The organism is Erwinia pyri (assembly GCF_030758455.1).
In the GTDB taxonomy this organism is placed as follows: domain Bacteria; phylum Pseudomonadota; class Gammaproteobacteria; order Enterobacterales; family Enterobacteriaceae; genus Erwinia; species Erwinia pyri.
On record NZ_CP132353.1, the window covers coordinates 1,383,428 to 1,405,939 of the forward strand.

Consider the following 22,512-nt stretch of genomic DNA (forward strand, 5'->3'; position numbering starts at 1 on the left):
CTGACAGGATGTGATATGCGTCTCTTACTGGTAGAAGATACGGCCGGTCTGGCTTGCTGGCTGCAAAAGGCGTTAACCCAGGCAGGGTTTGCCGTTGACTGGCTGGCGGATGGGTTGGCTGCGGATCAGGTGTTGCAAACGGAACAGTACTCGCTGGTGGTGCTGGATATTTCGCTGCCCAGGCTCGATGGCCTGTCGTTACTGGGGCGAATGCGTAAAAGAGGACAAAATGTGCCGGTGCTGCTGCTGACGGCAAGAGCTGGCGTGGCGGATCGCGTACGCGGACTGAACCAGGGAGCAGATGACTATCTCAGCAAGCCTTTCGAGCTGGAAGAGCTGGAGGCGCGCATCCGCGCATTACTGCGGCGCAGCCAGGGCCAGAGTCAGGAAGCGCAGACCTTTGGCGAGCTGATTTTCCATGATGAAGGCTATTTCGAACTTCAGCACAAACCGCTGGCGTTAACCCCGCGTGAATCCAGCGTGCTTACCACTCTGATGCAAAGGCGCGGACGTCCGGTCTCGCGTCAGCAGCTTTATGAGCAAACCTTTACCCTGGCGGATGAGGCGAGCCCGGAAAGCATCGAACTCTATGTGCACCGCGTCAGAAAGAAACTCTCCGGCAGTAATGTCTCCATCGTTACGCTGCGTGGATTGGGCTACAGCCTCGAATGCCAGCCATAAAGCCCGTTTCCCTGCGTCGGCAGCTGCTGTTATGGCTGGGACTGCCGCTGATCCTGCTGTGGGGGCTCTCCGTTTACACCCACTATGCAAGCGCCCTGCAGGCCGCCACCCAGGCTTACGATCGCTCGCTGCTGGCTTCCGCCCGCACCGTGGCGGAACGGCTTCGCGTAAAGAACAATCGTCTGGAAGTGGATGTCCCCTGGGTGGTGCTGGACAGCTTCGAGCGGAACATGAACGATCAGCTGTTTTACCAGGTCATCTCGCCGGAAGGCAAAACGCTTTCCGGTTATGACGATATCCCTCCGCTGCCTGCGAATGTGCCGCGCTCAGTGAATTATCCCGCGCTGGTACACTTCTACGATGCAACTTACCGTCAGCAGCCTATCCGGGTAGCGGCGCTCTGGCAGCCGGTGAGCGAAGAAAACCTTCACGGCATGGCGCTGATTCTGGTTGCAGAAACGCTGACTTCCCGCGAAGAGTTTGCGGGAAAACTGCTGAAAACGGTGCTGCTCAGTCAGGGGGCGCTGGTGCTGATGACGCTGCTACTGGCAGCCGGGATGCTGAAAAAAGTGCTGCGACCGTTACGCCGTTTGTCTGGCCTGATGGCGCGGCGTGACCCGGGCGATCTCACCCCTTTACCAGCGGTGCTGCCGTGGGCCGAAATGCAGCCGCTGATGCTCTCGGTGAATCGCTATATAGAGCGGCTGAGGCAAATGATGGCGCGTCAGCAACGATTCAGCGCCGATGCTTCGCATCAGTTGCGTACGCCGCTCACCATTCTGAAAACGCAGGTGGCGGTAGCGCTGAAAAGCGACCGGCCCGAAAGCTGGAAAGAGAGCTTACAAGCCATGCGCGTCACGCTGGATGAAACCATCGCGCTTACCAACCGCCTGCTGCAGCTCTCCCGCCTGCGGGCGCACCAGACCACGGATATGCCGCTGCAGGCGGTCGATCTGGCCGCTCTGGCTAAAGAGGCCTGTTTCTCACATTTCGCCCAGGCCAGAGCAAAACAGATCGATTTGGGTTATGAGGGGGAAGAGGGGTTTCTGGTGCGCGGCGATGCGCTGCTGATCGGTGAGCTTTGCGCCAATCTGATCGATAACGCTATCAAGTACACGCCGCCCGAAGGGACGGTAACCGTCAGCGTGCGCGACGGTACGCTGACGGTTGAAGACAGCGGCAAAGGGATCGCCGCCGCACAGCGCCAGCAGGCGATGCTACCCTTCAATCGCTTATCAGAGATGGGTGCCGCGGGCGGTGCCGGGCTTGGGCTGGCGCTGGTGAAAGACATTGCCGACTGGCATGGCACGCACGCCGAACTGCATACCAGTCCGGCGCTGGGAGGGTTGCTGGTCCGGCTGGCGTTTACGCAGTGGGATCGGAGTCCGCCTCCGCTGCCCGCTTCAGCCGCAGAGGAGTTCGCAGGCGCTGCGCCAGAAAAACGCCCAGCAGAGTGATGCCGCCGCCGATAAAGTGATAGCTGTGCAGCGTCTCATGCAGAAACAGCACGGCGATAATTGCCGTAAAAATCGGCGCCAGATTCATAAAAATGGTCGCAGTATTGGCTCCCATCCGCATCACTCCCTGGATCCACAGGAAAGGGGCGATAATCGACGCCGGGATCCCGGCAAACAGCACCAGCGGAATATTATGCAGATTGAGCGAAACGTCCTGCGCCAGCAAAAAGTTGGGTAGCAGCAGCAATACGCCAAACACAATCTGCACATAGAGGCTTTGCCAGTTGGGTAATGGAATAGCCCAGCGTTTGGTCAGTACGCCGTAGAGCGCATAAGAAGTGGAGGCGGCAAACATCATCACTTCTCCTCTCCCTAAGCCGTGCGACAGCAGTTGCTGAGGATTGCCCTGGCTCACCAGCCACACCAGCCCGCTAAACGAGAGCAGGCTGCCCAGCACTATCCCCAGCGTCGGTGCCAGCCGCAGGACAACCAGACTGATCAACACCGTTAATAACGGGATCAGCGCGTTCAGGATCCCCATAAACAGCGCGGTCACGCTGTGCGCCGCGTAATAGGCGAGACTCTGATAAAGCACCATGCCTAACAGCCCCAGGATCAGCAGTTTCCACCACACCTCTTTGATTTGCTGACGATTGCGCCAGACGGCAGGCAGCACGAAAGGGGTCAGGGTCACTAAAGCTAACAGCCAGCGATAGAATGAAATGGCCGCCGGATCGATTGCGCCAGCCGACACTTTGCTGACAATGGCATTGATCGACCAGATCAGCACCGCCAGCAGGGGAAACAGAAAATTCATAGTAAGAGCCGCCAGGTGGAAAAAGGGAGGCAGTGTACGCTCTCCTCTCTGAAAGGGTAAACTCTTAATCAGCGCACCTGAGGGTTATCCGCTCCACAGGTTTATGGCAGAATATTGGCCCACTCCTCTCCAGGCAGGAACCGATTGTGAAAATCCTTGTTGATGAAAATATGCCGTACGCCCTTGAGCTCTTCAGCCGCACCGGCAACGTGCTGGCTGTGCCGGGTCGTCCGGTACCGCAGGCGGAACTGGATGATGCGGATGGCCTGATGGTGCGTTCGGTCACCAAAGTGAATGCGGAACTGCTGAGCGGCAAGCCGGTGAAGTTTGTCGGCACGGCTACCGCCGGAACCGATCACATTGACGAGGCCTGGTTAGAGGCGCAGGGTATCGCTTTCTCTGCCGCGCCGGGCTGCAATGCCATTGCGGTGGTGGAATATGTCTTCTCTTCGCTGCTGCTGCTGGCAGAGCGTGACGGTTTTCTGCTGAAGGATCGCACGGTCGGTATCGTCGGCGTAGGTAACGTGGGCGGTCGTTTGCAGGCGCGCCTTGAAGCGCTGGGCATCAGAACACTGCTGTGCGACCCGCCGCGTGCCGATCGCGGTGATAAAGAGGCGTTCCTGCCGCTCTCCGCGCTGGTGGAAGAGGCCGATATCCTGACCTTCCACACGCCGCTCTTTAAGCAGGGCGAATACAAAACCCAGCACCTTGCGGATGAGGCGCTGCTGATGGCGCTGAAGCCAGGGGCAATCTTAATCAACGCCTGCCGTGGGCCGGTGGTGGATAACGCTGCGCTGCTGAAGGTGCTGCAACAGCGAGACGATCTCAGCGTGGTACTTGATGTCTGGGAGCCGGAGCCGGAGCTTTCGCTGCCGTTGCTGGCGAAGGTTGATATCGCTACCGCCCACATCGCTGGTTACACGCTGGAAGGCAAAGCGCGCGGCACCACGCAGGTGTTTGAAGCCTGGACCGCCTTCCTCGGCGAGCCTCAGCAGGTGCCGCTGGAAACGTTATTGCCCGCTCCCGAATTTGGCCGTATCACCCTTCACGGTGAGCTGGACCAGCCAACGCTGAAAAGACTGGTACATCTGGTGTATGATGTGCGCCGCGATGATGCGCCGCTGCGCGCGGTGGCGGCTGTTCCCGGCGAATTTGACCGCCTGCGCAAGAATTACCTTGAACGTCGCGAGTGGTCCTCTTTGCAGGTCGCTTGTGATTCTGAGCAGGCTGCTTCTCTGCTGGCGCAGCTCGGCTTTAATGCCGTTTTTGAGCCAGCTTCCTGAAGGCCCTGGCTTATCTGACTCTGCGGGCGGCGTAAAAACCGCCTTCTCTTTATGTCCTATTTTCTGGAGTAAACCAACATGTCTGACGGCTGGAACATTGCGCTACTGGGCGCGACAGGCGCAGTAGGGGGAGCTGTACTGGAACTGCTGGCTGAACGCCAGTTCCCGGTTGGTGAGTTGTATCTGCTGGCAAGCGAACGCAGCGCGGGTGAAACGCTGCGCTATGAAGGAAAATCGATTTTAGTCACCGACGCCAGCAATTTTGACTGGTCTCAGGTGCAGCTCGCCTTTTTTGCTGCGGGCCGTGAAGCCTCGGCACGTTATGCGGATGAGGCGGCCAACTCAGGCTGCCTGGTAATCGACAGCAGCGATCTCTTCTCAATGGAGCCGGACGTGCCGCTGGTGGTGCCAGACGTCAATCCGCAGGTGCTGGGTGATTACCGCAACCGCAACATTATCAGCGTGGCCGACAGCGTCACCAGTCAGCTGCTGTGCGCCATCAAGCCGCTGATGGACCAGGCTGGTTTAAGCCGCCTGCAGGTAACCAGCCTGATTGCCGCTTCTGCCCACGGCAAAGCCGCCGTGGATTCGCTGGCTGGCGAGAGCGCTCGCCTGCTGAATGGTCTGCCAGCGGAAGAGGGCTTCTTTAACCGTCAGCTCGCCTTCAACATGCTGCCTCTGCTGAACGATGCGGAAGGCAGCGTGCTGCAGGAGCGTCGTCTGGTGGATCAGGTGCGTAAGGTGCTGCAGGATGAAGGGCTGCCGATTACGGTTTCAACCGTGCAGGCCCCGGTGTTCTACGGCAATGCGCAGATTGTGCATATTGAAAACCTGCGCCCCATCTCGTCTGATGAAGCGCGGGAAGTCCTGCTGCAGGCAGAAGATATTGCCCTGTCGGACGAAGATAATTACCCGACTCAGGTTGGCGACGCTTCCGGCAGCCACCATCTGAGCCTGGGCTGCGTGCGTAACGACTACGGCATTCCGGAAATGCTGCAGTTCTGGTCCGTGGCGGATAACGTTCGCTTTGGCGGCGCGCTGATGGCGGTGAAAACGGCTGAGAAGCTGGTGCAGGAGTATATGTACTGATGTCAGAAGCAGGCTTGCCTGAGCAGAAGCATAAGCTGGCGCTCGGCATTGAATATGATGGCAGCCGCTACTATGGCTGGCAGCGGCAGCAGGAGGTCAGGAGCGTACAGGAAAAGCTGGAAAAAGCGCTTTCCAAAGTCGCTAATCATCCGGTCAGCGTGTTTTGCGCAGGCAGAACGGATGCGGGCGTTCACGGCACCGGCCAGGTCGTGCATTTCGAAACGACCTCCGTGCGCAAGGACGCAGCCTGGACGCTGGGCGTTAACGCCAATCTGCCGGATGATATCGCTGTGCGCTGGGTCAAACCGGTTGCGGATGATTTTCATGCCCGCTTCAGCGCCACCGCCAGGCGCTACCGTTACGTTATCTATAATCGCCGTCTGCGCCCGGCGATTTTGCACGGCGGCGTGACCCATTTTTACCATCCGCTGGACGTGGAAAAAATGCAGCGGGCAGGGCAGTGCCTGCTGGGCGAGAACGACTTCACTTCGTTCCGCGCGGTGCAGTGCCAGTCCCGGACGCCGTGGCGCTATATGATGCATCTGAACGTCAGCCGTTTTGGCGCCTATGTGATTGTGGATATCAAAGCTAACGCGTTTGTGCACCATATGGTGCGTAATATTGTCGGCAGTCTGATGGAGATCGGCTGCGGTAATCAGCCCGAAAGCTGGATGGCTGAGCTGCTGGCGGCGAAAGATCGTACGCTGGCTGCGGCCACTGCCCGTGCAGAAGGGTTATACCTGGTGGCAGTCGATTATCCGGAACAGTATCAACTACCTCGTCCGCCGATGGGACCGCTGTTCCTCGAGGATTAAATAATGCCTTGGCAATTAAGGAAACGTGTATGGAACTGATTCATTTTGTTGTCGATTTCATCCTGCATATCGATGTTCATCTGGCGGAACTGGTGGCGCAGTATGGTATGTGGGTGTATGCCATTCTGTTCCTGATCCTGTTTTGTGAAACAGGTCTGGTGGTCACGCCTTTCCTGCCAGGGGACTCTCTGCTTTTCGTCGCTGGCGCGCTGGCAGCGTTACCCACTAACGATCTCAACATCCATATGATGGTGGCCCTGATGTCGGTAGCCGCGATTGTGGGCGATGCGGTGAACTACACGATTGGTCGGCTGTTTGGCGACAAATTGTTCAGCAACCCGAACTCAAAGATCTTCCGTCGCAGCCACCTGGAGAAAACCCATCAATTTTACGAGCGTCACGGCGGGAAAATGATTATTCTTGCGCGCTTCGTGCCGATCGTCCGGACCTTTGCGCCGTTTGTCGCCGGTATGGGAAAAATGTCCTACCGCCACTTTGCCCTTTACAACATCTCGGGCGGGTTGCTGTGGGTGCTGCTGTTCTCCTACGCAGGCTATTTCTTTGGCAATATGCCAGCCGTGCAGGAGAATCTGAAGCTGCTGATCGTGGCCATCATCGTGCTGTCGGTACTGCCGGGCGTGATTGAGGTCTGGCGCCATCGTCGCGCTGCACGTCAGCAAAAATCGCAGTAATACATCGCTAAACTGCCGTCCGGTGACCAGATTTTTATCCACAGCATCGGGCGGTTATGGTTTAATGAGCGACATTATGGTCTGCGCTGCCGCGCGGCGTGGAAAAAAGAAAACTGGTTTCACCAGGTTCAAACAGAAAGGTCATCAATGAGCTGGATTGAACGAATTCTCAATAAGAGCACCATCACCCCCTCGCGCAAAGCCAGTATTCCGGAAGGGGTCTGGACCAAGTGCGACAGTTGCGGCCAGGTTCTGTACCGCGCCGAGCTGGAACGTAATCTTGAAGTTTGCCCGAAATGCGACCACCACATGCGTATGCATGGTCGCGACCGTCTGCACAGCGTGCTGGACGAAGGGTCGATGGTGGAACTGGGCAGCGAGCTGGAACCAAAAGATCTGCTCAAGTTCAAGGATTCCAAGAAGTATAAAGATCGTCTGGTCGCCGCTCAGAAAGAGACCGACGAAAAAGACGCGCTGATCGTGATGAAGGGAACCCTGCACGGCATGCCTGTTGTGGCCGCCGCCTTCGAGTTCGCCTTTATGGGTGGATCAATGGGGTCTGTGGTTGGCGCACGCTTTGTGCGTGCCGTTGAGCAGGCGCTGGAAGATAACTGCCCCATGATCTGCTTCTCCGCCTCGGGCGGCGCCCGTATGCAGGAAGCGCTAATGTCGCTGATGCAGATGGCGAAAACCAGCGCTGCGCTGGCAAAAATGCAGGAGCGCGGACTGCCTTATATCTCCGTGCTGACTGACCCTACCATGGGCGGCGTCTCTGCCAGCTTCGCCATGCTGGGCGATCTGAACATTGCGGAACCCAAAGCGCTGATCGGCTTTGCCGGCCCACGCGTTATTGAACAGACGGTGCGTGAAAAACTGCCGCCGGGCTTCCAGCGCAGTGAGTTTTTGATTGAGAAAGGCGCAATCGATATGATTATTCGCCGTCCGGTGATGCGCTTTAAGCTGGCAAGCATTCTGGCTAAAATGATGAATCTGCCCGCACCGCAGGAAGACCTTGTGAAAGAGGTTGTTGAGGATGCGCCGCAGAGCCCAGAGGCCTGACTGCCGATGGAAAGGGGCGCTGAGCCCCTTTTACCAATGAACCGTACGACATTGAACGGGACACATGGATAAACTTCCTCAAGCCACGTCGCCTCTGGTCACGTGGCTTCATTATCTTGAGAATCTCCATACTCAAGCTATCGAACTCGGGCTGGCACGCGTCCAACGCGTGGCTGCTTCGCTCGACCTGTTAACCCCAGCCCCCGTTGTATTTACTGTTGCAGGTACCAACGGCAAAGGCACCACCTGCCGGACGCTGGAAACGCTGCTGATTGCCGCAGGCTATCGCGTGGGCGTCTTCAGCTCACCACATCTGCTGCGGTACACCGAGCGGGTCCGCATTCAGGGAGAGGAGCTGCCGGAAGCGGATCACACCGCCTCGTTTGCGGATATCAACGCCGGACGTGGCGAAACCTCGCTGACCTATTTTGAATTTGGCACCCTCTCTGCGCTGTGGCTGTTCAAACGCGCCAGGCTCGATGTGGTTATCCTGGAAGTTGGCCTGGGCGGGCGTCTGGATGCCACTAACATTGTTGATGCCGACGTGGCCGTGGTAACCAGCATTGCGCTGGATCATACCGACTGGCTGGGCCCCGATCGCGAAAGCATTGGCCGTGAAAAAGCGGGCGTGTTCCGTGCCGGAAAACCGGCCGTAGTTGGCGAGCCGGATATGCCGCAAAGTATTGCGGAGGTAGCCGATGCGCTGGGCGCACAGCTGCTTAAGCGCGACAGGGAGTGGTCTTATGCGGTGGCTGACGGTAGCTGGTCATTTACCGATGCGCATGGCTCGCTGAAAGCGTTGCCGCTGCCGCAGGTACCGCTGCCCAATGCTGCTACTGCGCTGGCTGCTTTGCGCGCATCACCTCTCAGCGTCGATAAAGAAATCATTTACCAGTGGCTGGATAAGGCCATTTTGCCCGGCCGTTTCCAGACGGTAGCGGACTCACCCCGTGTGATTCTGGATGTGGCACACAACCCTCATGCGGCCGCTTATCTGGCCGGACGCCTGAGCGAACTGTCGAAAACCGGCAAAGTTCACGCCGTGGTCGGCATGCTGCACGATAAAGATATTGCCGGTACGCTGGCCTCGCTGGCACCGGAAGTGGATGAATGGTATTGCGCGCCGCTGGAAGGGCCGCGCGGTGCCAGCGCTGAGCAGCTTAAGGCCTGTTTGCCGCAGGCTCAGACCTTTGCCAGCGTGGCTGAGGCGTATCATTACGCGCTTCAGCAGGCGGCAGAGCAGGATATTGTGCTGGTGTGTGGCTCTTTCCACACCGTAGCGCACGTAATGGAAACGAGGGAAGCGGAGAACGGCAGTGGCCAGTAAGTTTCAAAACCGTTTAGTCGGGACCGTCATTATCGTAGCACTTGGCGTGATCGTTTTGCCGGGCCTGCTCGACGGCAAGAAAAAGCATTACAAAGAAGAATTCGCGGCCATTCCACTGGTGCCGAAACCAGGTGACCAGCAGGAAAACGATCTGGTGCCGCCGGTAACGCAGCCTTTACCGACGCAGCCGCCGGAAGGCGCGGGAACCGCGGTTGTGGGTCAAAACAGCGGCAACAGTTCTCAGGCTGAAAGTGGCTCCACGGCACCGCAGTCCCACAATCAACCCAGCGTGGTCGCGCCGCCGCCGGTGGTCGAGTCTAAGCCTGTGCCTAAGCCGGTTGAGAAGCCTAAACCGAAACCGGTTGAAAAACCCAAGCCCCAGCCGAAGCCAGAACCTAAACCAGAGCCGAAGCCTGAACCTGCTCCGGCACCTCAGCCTGCAGAGCCTGCTCCGCAGTCAGAAGCACCGGGCGGTCAGGCCTGGGTTGTGCAGCTTGGTGCACTGAAAAATGCCAGCAAGGTAAATGAAGTGGTGGCGCAGCTGCGTCTCTCTGGCTATCGCGCCTTTACCGTGCCTTCCACGCCGGTTCAGGGACAGATAACCCGCATTTACGTCGGGCCGGATGCGTCGAAAGCGAAGATGCAGGCGGCGGTAGGTGAGCTTAAGAGCATTTCTGGCTTAGGTGGAGTCGTGAAGCCTTACAGCGCGCGTTAGCAGCTGAACAGGGCCGGATCGTTTACCCTGCAGAGAGGGAGCGATCCGGCGCGGCGCATCACCGTAACGTCCTGCTCAGGTTTCGCTACAGCGGGTGACTTTTCCACCCGCAAAACGTAAGCCTGTGGCTATTAGTGTAAGAGTCTCTGCCTTATTTATAACCTTAAAGGGTAGGTTTCCGCCCCAGAGCATCCTGTTGCGGGCGGGCGTTACCTGAAGCAAATCAAAATATTGCACCGTCCGCTCTTCCGCCAGGCGAGGAAGGCCGCCAGCAGGCATTCTTGCTGGTTTTTTTAACGCCCGTCTTTAAATAAACTGGTAAAGGAAAACGCTACGCAAACGTTTTCTTTTTCTGTTAGAATTCGCCCCGAACTATAGGTCGCATCCCTCTGTTGCGCGGCGGCACCACGTGCAACAGAGGGATGCGACCTTAGGGGCACAGTCGCTGGAAGAGTTCATGGTCTGGATAGATTACGTCATTATTGCGGTTATTGGTTTTTCGGCTCTTGTCAGCCTGATCCGGGGGTTCGTTCGGGAAGCATTATCCCTCGTTACCTGGGGTTGCGCATTTTTTGTCGCCAGTCATTACTACTCTTACTTAGCCGTCTGGTTCACAGGGTTTGAAGACGAACTGGTTCGAAATGGAATCGCCATTGGGGTGTTGTTCGTGGCCACGCTGTTAGTCGGGGCAATCGTCAATTACGTCATTGGTTCGCTGGTTGAAAAAACCGGCCTGTCAGGTACTGACAGAGTGTTGGGCGTCTGTTTCGGGGCTTTACGTGGCGTGCTGATTGTTTCAGCCATTCTGTTTTTCCTCGATACATTCACCGGCTTTTCCAAAAGCCCGGACTGGCAACAGTCCCAGCTGGTTCCCCAGTTCAGTTACGTCATCAGGTGGTTTTTTGACTACCTGAAAAGTACGTCGAGTTTTTTGCCCCGGTAATAGAACCGGGGTTGCGGCTTATGAGGAAATAACCACATGTGCGGTATTGTCGGGATCGCCGGATTCATGCCGGTCAACCAGTCGATTTATGACGCGTTAACGGTGCTCCAGCACCGTGGGCAGGATGCCGCAGGCATCGTTACCATTGATGCATTGAATTGCTTCCGCCTGCGTAAAGCAAACGGTCTGGTTAGCGATGTATTTGAAGCCCGCCATATGCAGCGTCTGCAGGGCAATATGGGGATCGGCCACGTCCGTTACCCAACGGCCGGAAGCTCCAGCGCTTCTGAAGCGCAGCCCTTCTACGTGAACTCGCCTTATGGCATTACGCTCGCGCATAACGGTAATCTGACCAACGCGCACGAGCTGCGTAAGCAGCTGTTTGAAAGCGGTCGTCGTCACGTCAACACCACGTCAGATTCTGAAATCCTGCTGAATATCTTCGCGGTTGAGCTGGATCGTTTTCAGCATTACCCGCTTGAAGCGGATAACATTTTTGCTGCAGTGGCTGCCGTTCATCAACATGTCCGCGGTGCCTATGCCTGCGTGGCGATGATTATCGGCCATGGTCTGGTGGCGTTCCGCGATCCTAACGGCATCCGTCCGTTGGTGATTGGCAAGCGCGGCATGAAAGATGGCCGCAGCGAATATATGGTGGCGTCTGAGAGCGTGGCGCTGGATACGCTGGGCTTTGAATTCTTGCGCGACGTTGCGCCAGGCGAAGCGGTCTACGTCACTGAAAAAGGGCAGCTGTTTACCCGTCAGTGCGCTGAGAACCCTAAATTCAACCCATGCCTGTTCGAGTATGTCTACTTTGCCCGCCCGGACTCTTTCCTGGACAAAATTTCCGTCTACAGCGCCCGCGTTCGCATGGGTACCAAGCTGGGCGAGAAAATTGCCCGCGAGTGGGAAGACCTGGATATTGATGTGGTCATTCCTATTCCGGAAACCTCCTGCGATATCGCGCTGGAGATGGCACGCATCCTGGACAAGCCTTATCGTCAGGGGTTTGTGAAAAACCGTTACGTAGGCCGTACCTTTATCATGCCGGGCCAGCACCAGCGCCGCAGCGCGGTTCGCCGCAAGCTTAACGCTAACCGTGCCGAGTTCCGTGGTAAAAACGTGCTGCTGGTGGATGATTCTATCGTGCGCGGCACCACCTGCGAACAGATCATCGAGATGGCACGTGAAGCCGGAGCGAAGAAAGTCTATCTGGCTTCCGCAGCACCGGAAATCCGTTTCCCTAACGTTTACGGCATCGATATGCCAAGCGCCACGGAGCTGATTGCTCATGGTCGCGAAGTGGAAGAGATCCGTCAGCTGATCGGCGCCGATGGCCTGATCTTCCAGGATCTGAACGATCTGATTGAAGCGGTGAAAGAGGAGAACCCCGATATCGTGCAGTTCGAATGCTCGGTGTTCAACGGTATCTACGTCACCAAAGATGTCGATCAGCAATATCTGGAGTACCTCCAGTCGCTGCGTAATGATGATGCCAAAGCGATGGCGCGTCAGAACGAAGTAGAAAACCTGGAAATGCACAACGAAGGCTAATACCCTGAGTTCTGCAGGCAGGTCAGATGGGCCGGAAGCGATTCCGGCCCATTTCTTTTTTGGCCCGCCATGTCATACTCAGCTCTCTAACTTCGCAGGATTATTATGAAACGACTCATTATTGGCATCTCCGGTGCCAGCGGCGTCATCTATGGCGTACGTGCGCTGCAGATTTTGCAGCAGGTAAACGAGGTGGAAACCCATCTGGTGATGAGTCAGGCTGCCCGTCAGACACTGGCGCTGGAGAGCGATTACTCCGTGCGGGATGTCCAGGCGATGGCCGATGTGGTGCACGACGTGCGGGATATTGCCGCCAGCATCTCTTCCGGCTCCTTCAAAACGGACGGGATGATTATCCTGCCCTGTTCGATGAAAACCCTCTCCGGTATTGTGCACAGTTATACCGATGGTCTGCTGACGCGCGCTGCCGACGTGGTGCTGAAAGAGCGCCGCCGTCTGGTGCTCTGCGTACGTGAAACGCCGCTCCATCTCGGCCATCTGCGTATGATGACCACCGCCGCTGAACTGGGCGCGATTATCATGCCGCCGGTGCCGGCGTTTTACCACCGGCCCGAAAGCATCATGGATATCGTTGATCAGACGGTAAACCGTGTCCTCGATCAGTTTGATATCGCCCTCGATAAAGATCTTTTTACGCGCTGGCAGGGTGCATAATCCGCAAATAAACGCACTGAAACAGTGCGTTTGTTGGTGCTGAATCGCTTTTTGGGCATTCAGTGCACCAAAATGCATCATTGCATTCCCCGAAAGGTTACAAACCTGTTATAAATTTCCCTGGATTCCCCTTATTTGCCTCGTCACAAGGCGTAATGCGGGGATTGCGCAGCGATGGGGCAAAGCCCGGCAAAATTGGCATGAAATCTGCAAAAGACAATTGCTTTTACTGCGCTAACAACATCACGACTGAGATAATAAAAACCATACTCGAGGGTAATTTATGAAAAAGCAGGTCCTGGCTCTTTCTCTGCTGCTGGCTCTCTCTTCAGCAGGTAGCGCCTTTGCTGCCGTGCCGAAAACGCTGCGTATCGGCACCGATCCAACTTATGCGCCTTTTGAATCTAAAAATGCTCAGGGGCAACTGGTTGGCTTCGATATCGATCTGGCGAATGAGATCTGTAAACGTATCGAGACCAAATGTACCTATGTGGAAAGTGATTTCGATGCTTTGATCCCCTCACTGAAAGCGAAAAAAATTGATGCCATCATCTCTTCGCTCTCTATCACTGAAAAGCGTCAGCAGGAGATCGCCTTCTCGGAAAAACTCTATGCAGCTAACGCCCGTCTGATCGCGCCGAAAGGCTCTAAAATCATGCCGACGCTGGATTCGCTGAAAGGCAAAACCATCGGCCTGCTGCAGGGCACCACCCAGGAAACCTATGCCAACCAAAACTGGCGTCCAAAAGGCATCACCATTACCCCTTACGCTAACCAGGATCTGGTTTATCAGGATCTGACGGCTGGCCGTATCGATGCTGCCTTCCAGGATGAGGTCGCCGCCAGCGAAGGCTTCCTGAAGCAGCCTGCCGGTAAAGAGTATGCGTTTGCTGGCCCGGCGGTGAAAGATGAAAAAATCTTCGGTGTGGGTACCGGTATGGGCATGCGTAAAGATGATGCTGACCTGAAAGCGGCCATTGATAAAGCGTTTGATTCAATGCGCAAAGATGGCACCTACGACAAATTAGCTAAAAAGTATTTCGACTTTGACGTGTACGGCGGTTAAGTAAAACCTGTCATGGGGGTCAGCCTGTCTGCAGACGGCGACCCCCGTTTTGTACGCCACGGGCGGATAAAACACGAAGTTAATCCAAAGACAGGACATCATTATGCTGTATGGCTATTCGGAAGTAATTTTAAAAGGGGCGTTGGTCACGCTGGAACTGGCTCTGAGTTCCGTGCTGCTCTCCGTTATCCTTGGACTGATTGGCGCAGGGGCCAAACTCTCCCACAACCGTCCGTTACGGATGATTTTCGAAGGTTACACCACCCTTATTCGTGGCGTACCCGACCTGGTGCTGATGCTGCTGATTTTCTATGGCCTGCAGATAGCCCTGAATCAGCTCACCGATCTGCTGGGCGTCGATCAGTTCGATATTGATCCGATGGTTGCCGGCATCATCACTCTCGGCTTTATCTATGGCGCTTACTTCACTGAAACTTTCCGCGGTGCCTATATGGCCGTGCCGAAAGGGCAAATTGAAGCTGCAACCGCCTTCGGCTTCACCTCCTCCCAGATCTTCCGCCGCATACTTTTCCCGGGCATGATGCGCTTTGCGCTGCCGGGCATCGGCAACAACTGGCAGGTGATCCTCAAGGCGACCGCGCTGGTCTCTTTACTGGGGCTGGAAGATGTGGTTAAGGCGACGCAGCTGGCGGGGAAAAGTACCTGGCAGCCGTTCTACTTTGCTATTGTGGCCGGGATAATTTACCTGGTCTTTACCACGCTCTCCAACGGCGTCCTGTTGTGGCTTGAACGCCGTTATTCGGTGGGTGTGAGAAGGGCTGACTTATGATCGATATTATTCAGGAATACTGGAAAGCCCTGCTGTGGAGCGACGGCTACCGTTTCTCCGGCGTGGCCATTACGCTCTGGCTGCTGATTATCTCGGTGGTGCTGGGCGGCTGCCTGGCGGTACTGCTCTCTATAGCTCGCGTCTCCTCCATCACCGCCGTGCGTTTTCCAGTGTGGCTGTTCACCTACGTTTTTCGCGGTACGCCGCTCTATGTGCAGCTGCTGATCTTCTACTCCGGCATGTACACGCTGGAAGTGGTCAAAGGCAACGATCTGCTGAATGCTTTCTTCCGAAGCGGCCTGAACTGTACATTGCTGGCGCTGACCTTAAACACCTGTGCCTACACCACGGAAATCTTTGCCGGGGCTATCCGCGCCGTTCCGCATGGGGAAATTGAGGCGGCACGCGCTTACGGCTTCTCCACATTTAAGCTCTACCGCTGCATCATCATGCCTTCAGCTCTGCGGACGGCACTCCCGGCCTACAGCAATGAAGTGATCCTGATGCTGCACTCTACGGCGCTCGCTTTTACCGCCACGGTGCCCGACCTGCTCAAGGTCGCCCGCGACATAAACTCGGCAACCTATCAGCCGTTTATCGCCTTCGGTATCGCTGCGCTGCTCTATCTGATTATCTCCTATGTGTTGATTAGTCTGTTCCGCAAGGCGGAGCAACGCTGGCTGAAGCACGTTAAACCCTCATCGACCCATTGAGTGAACTATGGCCGACAACAAATTAAACGTAACTGAACTGCATAAACGTTATGGCGAGCATGAGGTGCTGAAGGGCGTATCACTGCAGGCAAATGCCGGTGATGTCATCAGTATTATCGGCTCATCCGGCTCCGGGAAAAGTACTTTTCTGCGCTGCATTAACTTTCTGGAGAAGCCAAGCGAAGGCACTATTTCCGTCAATAATCACATGATCAATCTGGTACGGGACACCGACGGTCAGCTGAAAGTCTCTGACAAAGAGCAGCTGCGCGAATTGCGTACCAGCCTGACGATGGTGTTTCAGCACTTTAATCTCTGGAGCCATATGACGGTGCTGCAGAACGTGATGGAAGCACCGATTCAGGTTCTGGGGTTAAGCAAAGCGGAAGCGCAGTCGCGAGCCATCAGATACCTTGATAAAGTGGGGATCGATGAGCGCGCCAGGGGGAAATACCCGGTTAACCTCTCCGGCGGTCAGCAGCAGCGCGTTTCCATTGCCCGGGCGCTGGCGATGGAGCCGGAGGTGCTGCTGTTTGATGAGCCTACCTCGGCGCTTGACCCTGAACTGGTGGGCGAAGTGCTGAAAATCATGCAGAAGCTGGCGGAAGAGGGCAAAACCATGGTGGTGGTAACGCACGAAATGGAGTTTGCCCGCCACGTTTCCAGCCATGTGATCTTTCTGCATCAGGGCAAGATTGAGGAAGAGGGGCCGCCGCAAGAGGTGTTTAATAATCCCAAAAGCACCCGTCTGCAGCAGTTCCTCTCTGGCGCGTTGAAGTAGTCACAGCGACATAAGGCGTGCTGAGGGAAAACCCGGCACGCCTTATAGCAGCAACCTTCTGTAACCGGCTCGGCAGCAGCTGTTTTACAGGTGCTACACTACTTCTTTTAACGCCTCATCCAGCTGATACCAGCGGAACTTAAATCCTGACTCCTCCAGCCGCTTAGGCAGCACGTGTTGACCACCCAGAACCAGTACGGCGGATTCCCCCATCATCACTTTAATGGCGGCGGCAGGGGTGCGCATAAAGGCCGGGCGGTGCATAGCCTGTCCCAGCATGGCGGCAAACTGTTCATTGCGCACCGCATAAGGCGCAACCATATTAAATGGCCCCTGCAACGTTGGGTTATCCAGCAGCCACAGGATGGCGTTCAGCATGTCATCCAGATGGATCCAGGGCATATACTGCTTGCCGCTGCCAATCGGCCCGCCAATGCCCATTTTAAAGGGCAGTTTCATCTTGCTCAGCGCGCCTCCCTCCCTGGCTAACACCACGCCGGTACGCAGCAGGCAAACCCGCGTCTGTTCGCTTTGCGCCGCCAGGGCCAGTTTCTCCCAGTGTGCACAAAGCTGGTGGGTAAACTCCTCATGTCCCGGATCCTCTTCTGTGAGGATCACATCGCCCGCGTCCCCGTAAAATCCGGTGGCTGAACCGGAAATCAGCACCGAGGGTGGCGTGGAACTGGCATTGATTAACGTCGCCAGACGCTCGGTCATTTGCCAGCGGCTCTCGCACAGCAGACTTTTCTGCTTTTCCGTCCAGCGTTTGTCAGCAATGGGTTCCCCTGCCAGGTTGATAACGGCGTCGATCTCATTCAGATTGCGTTGCTGATTCAGCCCTGACCAGAGGTTAACCCTGTCGCCAAATTTGCTGCGCGCCGCCGCCACATCGCGGGTAACGACGCTGACCTGGTCGCCCCGTTCCAGTAGGCGTGGGATAAGCTGGCTGCCAATCAGGCCTGTGCCGCCTGTGAGTAAAATATGCATGCTGTCTGTCCTTAATCAGAGAAGTAAAAATACCAACAGCCTGCTTTCAGCTTAGGTGAAGTTTGGGGGATTGCCTTTCTGCTGAAAAATCGGTAAACAAGAGGCAGACAACGCCTTGTAAGGATATCAGGATGAACTACCCAAACGTGATGCTGTGGTCCGATGCCTGTTTTTTTAGCCCCTATGTGATGTCCGTCTTTGTGGCGTTGAGCGAGAAAGGAGTGCCTTTTTCACTACAGCGTGTCGATCTTGCCAGCCAGCAGCATCTGCAACAGGCTTACGGTGAAATTTCGCTGACCCGCCGGGTGCCAACCCTGCAGGTTGACGATTTCCTGCTCTCTGAATCTTCCGCCATTGCCGAATATCTGGAAGAGCGCTTTCCTGCGCCCGAATATGAGCGGCTCTATCCCCGTGACAGGGAAAAGCGGGCCAAAGCGCGTGAAATTCAGGCCTGGTTACGCAGTGACTTTATGCCGCTGCGCCAGGAGCGTCCGACGGAGGTGCTGTTTGCCGGCGAAAAGTACGCGCCATTAAGTGAAGCGGGAGAGGCGGCTGCCAGAAAACTGTTTGACGGCGTGGGACAGTTACTGAAAGAGGGGCAGCAGAACCTCTTTGGCGAGTGGTCGATTGCCGATACTGACCTGGCGGTGATGATCAACCGGCTGGCCTTACATGGTGACGAGGTACCTGAACAAATCGCGGATTATGCCCATTTTCAGTGGCAGCGCGCCTCTGTGCAACTCTGGCTGTCGGAATCCTCCAAGACCGCCTGTTAATGACACATGTGGATTATAATTTACCGGCTGTCCGTGGCAAACTGTGCGGGCAAGAGTCAACGAGCGCTGAAGCGCCAGAACAAATAAGGGTTACGGATGGTGGAGCAAGAGAGCGGCACGGAATGGGTGGATATCGTTAACGAAGATAACGAGGTCGTTGCACAGTCCAGCCGCGCGCAAATGCGGGCACAATGTTTGCGCCATCGCGCGACCTACATCGTGGTTCACGATGGGATGGGTAAAATTCTGGTTCAGCGCCGCACCGAAAGCAAAGATTTCATGCCCGGCATGCTGGATGCCACCGCCGGTGGCGTGGTGCAGAGCGGGGAGGAGATGCTGGAGTCGGCTCGTCGTGAAGCGGAAGAGGAGCTTGGCATCGCTGCCGTGCCGTTTGCCGAACATGGCCTGTTCTATTTTGAAGATCAGCACTGCCGTGTCTGGGGCGGATTGTTCAGCTGCGTCTCCCACGGTCCCTTTGCCATGCAGGAAGCGGAAGTGGATGAGATATTCTGGATGACGCCGGAAGAGATCACCGCTCGCTGTGATGAATTTACGGATGATTCGCTGAAGGCGCTTTCACTGTGGCTCAGCCGCAACAATGAGTCCAGGCGCGCCAGCGCGGATACCTCCTCTGCCTGACCGGAGGCGGCAAAAAAAGAGAATGGGACGAATCGCTTCGTCCCATTTTTTTGCTGATTTGTAATGACTCTGTTCAGCAGGAGCCTCACCTGACTCTGTCAGGTGAGTGCCCGGATAAGTTAACGAACCGCAACCTGATGTGGCTGCGTTTTACGGCCCATTTTACCCAGTACCCCAGCGAGAACAGCCTCAATCAGCAGGACAACCAGCGCCATCCAGCTCGCCTTAGCCGTTGCTGCTGCAGCCTGTTCCGCCGCTTCACGTGCTTTTTTCTCAGCATCAGCTTTCAGCTGCTCATATTTCTGACGTGCCTGCTCATAGCTTTTTTGCGTCTGGGCAACAATCTGATCGACTTCCTGATCGCTCTTACCGGTACGCGCTTTAATGATATTTTTCAGGGCATCCAGATCGGCTGCCTGAAGAGTATCCTGGTTACGCTGAATAACACCGCTGAACCAGCTGGCTAAATCAGTGTCGGCAGTTTGCGGATGATTAGCGGTATTTTGCGCCTGATTCTGAGCATTATCCGCTTCTTTATTTGCGTCGTTCTGCAGGTTTTGCGGCTGCAGCTCAGGTTTACCCGTTTGTTGCAGCGTTTTTTCAAGCTCGCTCTGCATATTGCCCAGGTCGATATTATTCTCCTGCAGCTTCTGTTTCGCGGTATTAGCAAGCGTTGGTGCCGCTGCTGATATACCGTTGCCCAGCATGCTGAAGCCCGAACCAATTACGCTGGCCGTTCCGCTCACGGCACTGCTTATTACCATCACCGCAATCCACAGACAAAGCAGCGTATTTACGGCCCACATCAATATGCCATGTAATGCCCCTTCACGCTGCGCCAGTCGGCCGGTGATGAAAGCGCCTGCGCCAACGGAGATCAACATGCTTAATCCGGTCCAGACTGCAGCGCCCGTCCCTAAACCATCAAGTGGATTCTGCTCTTTCAATGGGTCAATGGTGGTCGCGCCGATTGCCGTACCCAAAATGGATAGCAGCAGATAAATAACGGTTGAAAGTATTACGCCAGCAAAGACAGCGCTCCATGAAATACGCTTCAGTGGAACGCCATTATTAACTTCGCTGTAAACCGGATGAATAGTGTTGTCGCTCATTTGAATCTCTCCCTTGGCCTGATTATTAGCGGCTACCTTCAGGCATTATGATTATCGAAAACATTTTATGATAAATGAACCTTGCCTGTGTAAGACTAGTCTTGGCACGCCATTTAAGCCAAAAAAAATAATCAATTCTATTACCTTCTCTTAATTTTCAGCAGATTAACTCTGAAAATCTGCCTGATTTTCAGCACAATCATTGCGGCTATTTATTCATTCGGCAGGCAAACTGAGGGGGAAAGTAAAAATTATGGCGAAGAGAGACTTTTTTAACCGCTGAGGGCATAAAAAAAGCGAATCTCGCGATTCGCTTTTATCAGATCCAGCGGAAACTGCGGTTAGCCTTCAGCCTGCTTGGACTGAATGGCGGTAAGAGCGATGGTGTAGACAATATCATCCACCAGAGCACCGCGAGAGAGGTCGTTTACCGGCTTACGCATTCCCTGCAGCATCGGCCCGATAGAGATCAGGTCTGCAGAACGCTGTACGGCTTTGTAAGTCGTGTTGCCGGTGTTCAGGTCTGGGAAGATGAACACGGTGGCACGGCCCGCTACAGGGGAATTTGGCGCTTTCGATTTGGCCACGTCTGCCATAATCGCAGCGTCATACTGCAGAGGTCCATCGATAACCAGATCCGGACGTTTTTCCTGGGCGATGCGGGTCGCCTCGCGCACTTTTTCCACATCGCTACCCGCGCCGGAGTTGCCGGTGGAGTAGGAGATCATCGCCACGCGAGGTTCAATACCAAAGGCGAGCGCAGAGTCGGCAGACTGAATGGCAATTTCCGCCAGTTGCTCAGGGTTAGGATCCGGGTTAATGGCGCAGTCGCCATAGACCAGCACCTGCTCTGGCAGCAGCATGAAGAATACGGAGGAAACCAGAGAGCTGTTTGGTGCCGTTTTAATCAACTGTAACGGAGGACGAATAGTGTTCGCCGTGGTGTGAACCGCGCCGGAGACAAGTCCGTCGACTTCGCCACGCTCCAGCATCATGGTGCCCAGCATAACGTTATCTTCCAGCTGTTCCTGCGCCACCACTTCGGTCATGCCTTTGCTTTTACGCAGTTCAACCAGACGGGCAACGTAATTTTCGCGCACCACTTCCGGGTCCACAATTTCAATCCCTTTACCCAGCTCCACGCCCTGTACCGCGGCAACACGTTGGATCTCTTCCGGGTTCCCCAGCAGGATACAAGTTGCGATACCGCGCTCGGCACAGATAGCGGCGGCTTTAACGGTACGCGGTTCGTCACCTTCCGGCAGCACAATGCGTTTGCCCGCTTTACGCGCCAGCTCGGTGAGCTGGTAACGGAACGCTGGCGGAGAGAGGCGACGGCTACGGTCTGAAGCGGCGGTCAACGATTCAATCCACTCCGGATCGATATGGCTGGCGACATACTCCTGCACACGCTCAACGCGTTGCGTATCGTCGCTTGGCACTTCCAGATTGAAGCTCTGCAGGCTCAGCGAGGTCTGCCAGGTGTTGGTGTTCACCATAAAGATAGGCAGACCTGTGGCAAACGCACGCTCACACAGTTTGCGAATAGGGGCATCAATCTGGTAACCACCGGTCAGCAGTACGGCACCAATTTCCACGCCGTTCATCGCAGCCAGACAGGCGGCCACCAGCACGTCCGGGCGATCGGCAGAGGTCACCAGCAAAGAGCCAGGACGGAAGTGTTCCAGCATATGAGGGATGCTGCGTGCGCAGAAGGTTACAGACTTCACGCGGCGAGTAGCAATATCGCCCTCATTGATAATCTCCGCATTCAGATGGCGGCACATATCAATAGCGCGGGTCGCAATCAGGTCAAAGCTCCAGGGGACGCAACCCAGCACCGGCAGCGGGCTGTTGGCGAAGAGCTGTTTAGGGTCGATATTCGCGACGCTGGCCTTGTTAGAGTCATCAAATATCTCTGACAGATCCGGACGCGTACGTCCCTGATCGTCAACCGGCGCGTTGAGTTTGTTGATGATCACGCCAGTGATATTTTTGTTTTTGCTGCCGCCAAAGCTGCTTTGCGTCAGCTCAATCCGCTCTTTCAACTGGGCAGGCGAGTCATTGCCCAGCGACATCACAAAGACGATCTCCGCATTCAGCGTTTTGGCAATCTCATAGTTCAGCGCAGAGGCAAACTGATGTTTGCGGGTCGGCACCAGGCCCTCTACCAGCACCACTTCAGCATCTTTGGTGTTCTCGTGGTAGCGCGCAATAATCTCTTCCATCAGCACGTCCTGCTGATTTGAACCCAGCAGCGACTCCACACGGCTCATCTGCAGCGGCTCGGCGGCAGGAATGGAGGAGTTTTTACGAATGATGGTGGTGGTCTGGTCAGGGGCGTTTTCGCCGCTGCGCGGCTGGGCGATAGGTTTGAAGACGCTGAGGCGCACGCCTTTGCGTTCCATCGCGCGGATCACACCGAGGCTGACACTGGTTAAACCGACGCTGGTGCCGGTAGGAATTAGCATAATGGTACGAGACACAATAAACCTCTCGAATAGACTCTTTCAGGCTGAAGCGTGTTGAGTCCAGGTTGGT

Annotated in this window: 22 protein-coding genes; 18 read left to right on the forward strand and 4 right to left on the reverse strand. The window is 55.7% G+C overall.

The features are described from left to right. The first annotated feature begins 15 nt into the window (after nucleotides 1-15). Both tctD and Q3V30_RS06545 read left to right on the forward strand, forming a co-directional pair. On the forward strand, nucleotides 16-681 hold the full coding sequence (gene tctD / locus Q3V30_RS06540; protein ID WP_306211523.1) for a transcriptional regulator TctD: 666 nt from the start codon (nucleotides 16-18) through the stop codon (nucleotides 679-681). After that, nucleotides 669-2,138, forward strand: a complete 1,470-nt coding sequence (locus Q3V30_RS06545) for a sensor histidine kinase N-terminal domain-containing protein (protein ID WP_306211525.1) — start codon at nucleotides 669-671, stop codon at nucleotides 2,136-2,138. Before tctD ends, Q3V30_RS06545 begins: the two co-directional genes overlap by 13 nt. Here the strand turns inward: Q3V30_RS06545 and Q3V30_RS06550 are convergent. Beyond that, nucleotides 2,047-2,955: a DMT family transporter gene (locus tag Q3V30_RS06550; RefSeq protein WP_306211527.1), complete on the reverse strand. Its 909-nt coding sequence runs from the start codon at nucleotides 2,953-2,955 to the stop codon at nucleotides 2,047-2,049. The two genes, Q3V30_RS06545 and Q3V30_RS06550, sit on opposite strands and share 92 nt — an antisense overlap. Before the next feature lie 143 nt (nucleotides 2,956-3,098). Here Q3V30_RS06550 and pdxB point away from each other — a divergent pair, with 143 nt between their 5' ends. From pdxB to hisP, 14 genes are all read left to right on the forward strand, one after another. Next, on the forward strand, nucleotides 3,099-4,238 hold the full coding sequence (gene pdxB, locus Q3V30_RS06555; RefSeq protein ID WP_306213111.1) for a 4-phosphoerythronate dehydrogenase PdxB: 1,140 nt from the start codon (nucleotides 3,099-3,101) through the stop codon (nucleotides 4,236-4,238). 78 nt (nucleotides 4,239-4,316) lie between these two features. Next, complete coding sequence (locus tag Q3V30_RS06560) at nucleotides 4,317-5,327, forward strand: aspartate-semialdehyde dehydrogenase (RefSeq protein ID WP_306211529.1); 1,011 nt, start codon at nucleotides 4,317-4,319, stop codon at nucleotides 5,325-5,327. Further along, nucleotides 5,327-6,142 carry a tRNA pseudouridine(38-40) synthase TruA gene (truA, locus tag Q3V30_RS06565; protein ID WP_306211531.1) on the forward strand — a complete coding sequence of 272 codons (816 nt, stop codon included), beginning with the start codon at nucleotides 5,327-5,329 and terminating at the stop codon, nucleotides 6,140-6,142. The genes Q3V30_RS06560 and truA overlap by 1 nt, the downstream gene beginning before the upstream one ends. A 29-nt stretch (nucleotides 6,143-6,171) precedes the next feature. After that, entirely contained in the window at nucleotides 6,172-6,834 is a 663-nt protein-coding gene (locus Q3V30_RS06570; RefSeq protein WP_306211533.1) for a DedA family protein, read from the forward strand. A gap of 147 nt (nucleotides 6,835-6,981) precedes the next feature. Continuing rightward, on the forward strand, nucleotides 6,982-7,893 hold the full coding sequence (accD, locus tag Q3V30_RS06575; RefSeq protein WP_306211535.1) for an acetyl-CoA carboxylase, carboxyltransferase subunit beta: 912 nt from the start codon (nucleotides 6,982-6,984) through the stop codon (nucleotides 7,891-7,893). 64 nt (nucleotides 7,894-7,957) lie between these two features. Next, nucleotides 7,958-9,220 (forward strand): bifunctional tetrahydrofolate synthase/dihydrofolate synthase, encoded by a 1,263-nt coding sequence (gene folC / locus Q3V30_RS06580; RefSeq protein WP_306211537.1) that lies wholly within the window; start codon nucleotides 7,958-7,960, stop codon nucleotides 9,218-9,220. Beyond that, nucleotides 9,210-9,935 carry a cell division protein DedD gene (gene dedD, locus Q3V30_RS06585; RefSeq protein ID WP_306211539.1) on the forward strand — a complete coding sequence of 242 codons (726 nt, stop codon included), beginning with the start codon at nucleotides 9,210-9,212 and terminating at the stop codon, nucleotides 9,933-9,935. The genes folC and dedD overlap by 11 nt, the downstream gene beginning before the upstream one ends. 457 nt (nucleotides 9,936-10,392) lie before the next feature. Further along, a complete protein-coding gene (cvpA, locus tag Q3V30_RS06590; RefSeq protein ID WP_306211542.1) occupies nucleotides 10,393-10,878 on the forward strand; it encodes a colicin V production protein in 486 nt (161 codons plus the stop codon). Nucleotides 10,879-10,914: 36 nt separating this feature from the next. Further along, the gene (purF, locus tag Q3V30_RS06595) at nucleotides 10,915-12,432 is read left to right on the forward strand and encodes an amidophosphoribosyltransferase (protein WP_306211544.1); all 1,518 of its coding nucleotides are present in this window, start codon (nucleotides 10,915-10,917) and stop codon (nucleotides 12,430-12,432) included. A 105-nt stretch (nucleotides 12,433-12,537) separates the two neighbouring features. Then, a complete protein-coding gene (locus Q3V30_RS06600) occupies nucleotides 12,538-13,107 on the forward strand; it encodes a UbiX family flavin prenyltransferase (RefSeq protein WP_306211546.1) in 570 nt (189 codons plus the stop codon). A 283-nt stretch (nucleotides 13,108-13,390) separates the two neighbouring features. Then, nucleotides 13,391-14,173, forward strand: coding sequence for a lysine/arginine/ornithine ABC transporter substrate-binding protein ArgT (argT, locus tag Q3V30_RS06605; protein ID WP_306211548.1), 783 nt, complete (start codon nucleotides 13,391-13,393; stop codon nucleotides 14,171-14,173). A gap of 103 nt (nucleotides 14,174-14,276) precedes the next feature. Then, on the forward strand, nucleotides 14,277-14,963 hold the full coding sequence (locus tag Q3V30_RS06610; protein ID WP_306211550.1) for a histidine ABC transporter permease HisQ: 687 nt from the start codon (nucleotides 14,277-14,279) through the stop codon (nucleotides 14,961-14,963). After that, entirely contained in the window at nucleotides 14,960-15,676 is a 717-nt protein-coding gene (locus tag Q3V30_RS06615; protein WP_306211552.1) for an ABC transporter permease, read from the forward strand. Before Q3V30_RS06610 ends, Q3V30_RS06615 begins: the two co-directional genes overlap by 4 nt. A gap of 7 nt (nucleotides 15,677-15,683) precedes the next feature. Next, on the forward strand, nucleotides 15,684-16,457 hold the full coding sequence (gene hisP, locus Q3V30_RS06620) for a histidine ABC transporter ATP-binding protein HisP (RefSeq protein ID WP_306211554.1): 774 nt from the start codon (nucleotides 15,684-15,686) through the stop codon (nucleotides 16,455-16,457). A 93-nt stretch (nucleotides 16,458-16,550) separates the two neighbouring features. Here the strand turns inward: hisP and Q3V30_RS06625 are convergent, their stop codons facing one another. After that, nucleotides 16,551-17,444: a TIGR01777 family oxidoreductase gene (locus tag Q3V30_RS06625; RefSeq protein ID WP_306211556.1), complete on the reverse strand. Its 894-nt coding sequence runs from the start codon at nucleotides 17,442-17,444 to the stop codon at nucleotides 16,551-16,553. Between the two features lie 131 nt (nucleotides 17,445-17,575). Here Q3V30_RS06625 and yfcF point away from each other — a divergent pair, with 131 nt between their 5' ends. After that, nucleotides 17,576-18,220 (forward strand): glutathione transferase, encoded by a 645-nt coding sequence (gene yfcF / locus Q3V30_RS06630; RefSeq protein ID WP_306211558.1) that lies wholly within the window; start codon nucleotides 17,576-17,578, stop codon nucleotides 18,218-18,220. Between the two features lie 96 nt (nucleotides 18,221-18,316). Continuing rightward, nucleotides 18,317-18,859, forward strand: coding sequence for an NUDIX hydrolase YfcD (yfcD, locus tag Q3V30_RS06635; protein ID WP_306211559.1), 543 nt, complete (start codon nucleotides 18,317-18,319; stop codon nucleotides 18,857-18,859). A gap of 119 nt (nucleotides 18,860-18,978) precedes the next feature. On the opposite strand, the gene Q3V30_RS06640 is transcribed toward yfcD, so the two are convergent. Further along, nucleotides 18,979-19,971: a TIGR04086 family membrane protein gene (locus tag Q3V30_RS06640; RefSeq protein WP_306211561.1), complete on the reverse strand. Its 993-nt coding sequence runs from the start codon at nucleotides 19,969-19,971 to the stop codon at nucleotides 18,979-18,981. A 341-nt stretch (nucleotides 19,972-20,312) separates the two neighbouring features. Continuing rightward, nucleotides 20,313-22,457 carry a phosphate acetyltransferase gene (pta, locus tag Q3V30_RS06645; RefSeq protein ID WP_306211564.1) on the reverse strand — a complete coding sequence of 715 codons (2,145 nt, stop codon included), beginning with the start codon at nucleotides 22,455-22,457 and terminating at the stop codon, nucleotides 20,313-20,315. Nucleotides 22,458-22,512 lie beyond the last annotated feature (55 nt).

Bases quoted from the DNA above. Each gene is read 5' to 3' on its own strand.
- tctD (WP_306211523.1), top strand. From the start codon at position 16: ATGCGTCTCTTACTGGTAGAAGATACGGCCGGTCTGGCTTGCTGGCTG.
- Q3V30_RS06545 (WP_306211525.1), top strand. From the start codon at position 669: ATGCCAGCCATAAAGCCCGTTTCCCTGCGTCGGCAGCTGCTGTTATGG.
- Q3V30_RS06550 (WP_306211527.1), bottom strand. From the start codon at position 2,955: ATGAATTTTCTGTTTCCCCTGCTGGCGGTGCTGATCTGGTCGATCAAT.
- Q3V30_RS06560 (WP_306211529.1), top strand. From the start codon at position 4,317: ATGTCTGACGGCTGGAACATTGCGCTACTGGGCGCGACAGGCGCAGTA.
- truA (WP_306211531.1), top strand. From the start codon at position 5,327: ATGTCAGAAGCAGGCTTGCCTGAGCAGAAGCATAAGCTGGCGCTCGGC.
- Q3V30_RS06570 (WP_306211533.1), top strand. From the start codon at position 6,172: ATGGAACTGATTCATTTTGTTGTCGATTTCATCCTGCATATCGATGTT.
- accD (WP_306211535.1), top strand. From the start codon at position 6,982: ATGAGCTGGATTGAACGAATTCTCAATAAGAGCACCATCACCCCCTCG.
- folC (WP_306211537.1), top strand. From the start codon at position 7,958: ATGGATAAACTTCCTCAAGCCACGTCGCCTCTGGTCACGTGGCTTCAT.
- cvpA (WP_306211542.1), top strand. From the start codon at position 10,393: ATGGTCTGGATAGATTACGTCATTATTGCGGTTATTGGTTTTTCGGCT.
- purF (WP_306211544.1), top strand. From the start codon at position 10,915: ATGTGCGGTATTGTCGGGATCGCCGGATTCATGCCGGTCAACCAGTCG.
- Q3V30_RS06600 (WP_306211546.1), top strand. From the start codon at position 12,538: ATGAAACGACTCATTATTGGCATCTCCGGTGCCAGCGGCGTCATCTAT.
- argT (WP_306211548.1), top strand. From the start codon at position 13,391: ATGAAAAAGCAGGTCCTGGCTCTTTCTCTGCTGCTGGCTCTCTCTTCA.
- Q3V30_RS06610 (WP_306211550.1), top strand. From the start codon at position 14,277: ATGCTGTATGGCTATTCGGAAGTAATTTTAAAAGGGGCGTTGGTCACG.
- Q3V30_RS06615 (WP_306211552.1), top strand. From the start codon at position 14,960: ATGATCGATATTATTCAGGAATACTGGAAAGCCCTGCTGTGGAGCGAC.
- hisP (WP_306211554.1), top strand. From the start codon at position 15,684: ATGGCCGACAACAAATTAAACGTAACTGAACTGCATAAACGTTATGGC.
- Q3V30_RS06625 (WP_306211556.1), bottom strand. From the start codon at position 17,444: ATGCATATTTTACTCACAGGCGGCACAGGCCTGATTGGCAGCCAGCTT.
- yfcF (WP_306211558.1), top strand. From the start codon at position 17,576: ATGAACTACCCAAACGTGATGCTGTGGTCCGATGCCTGTTTTTTTAGC.
- yfcD (WP_306211559.1), top strand. From the start codon at position 18,317: ATGGTGGAGCAAGAGAGCGGCACGGAATGGGTGGATATCGTTAACGAA.
- Q3V30_RS06640 (WP_306211561.1), bottom strand. From the start codon at position 19,971: ATGAGCGACAACACTATTCATCCGGTTTACAGCGAAGTTAATAATGGC.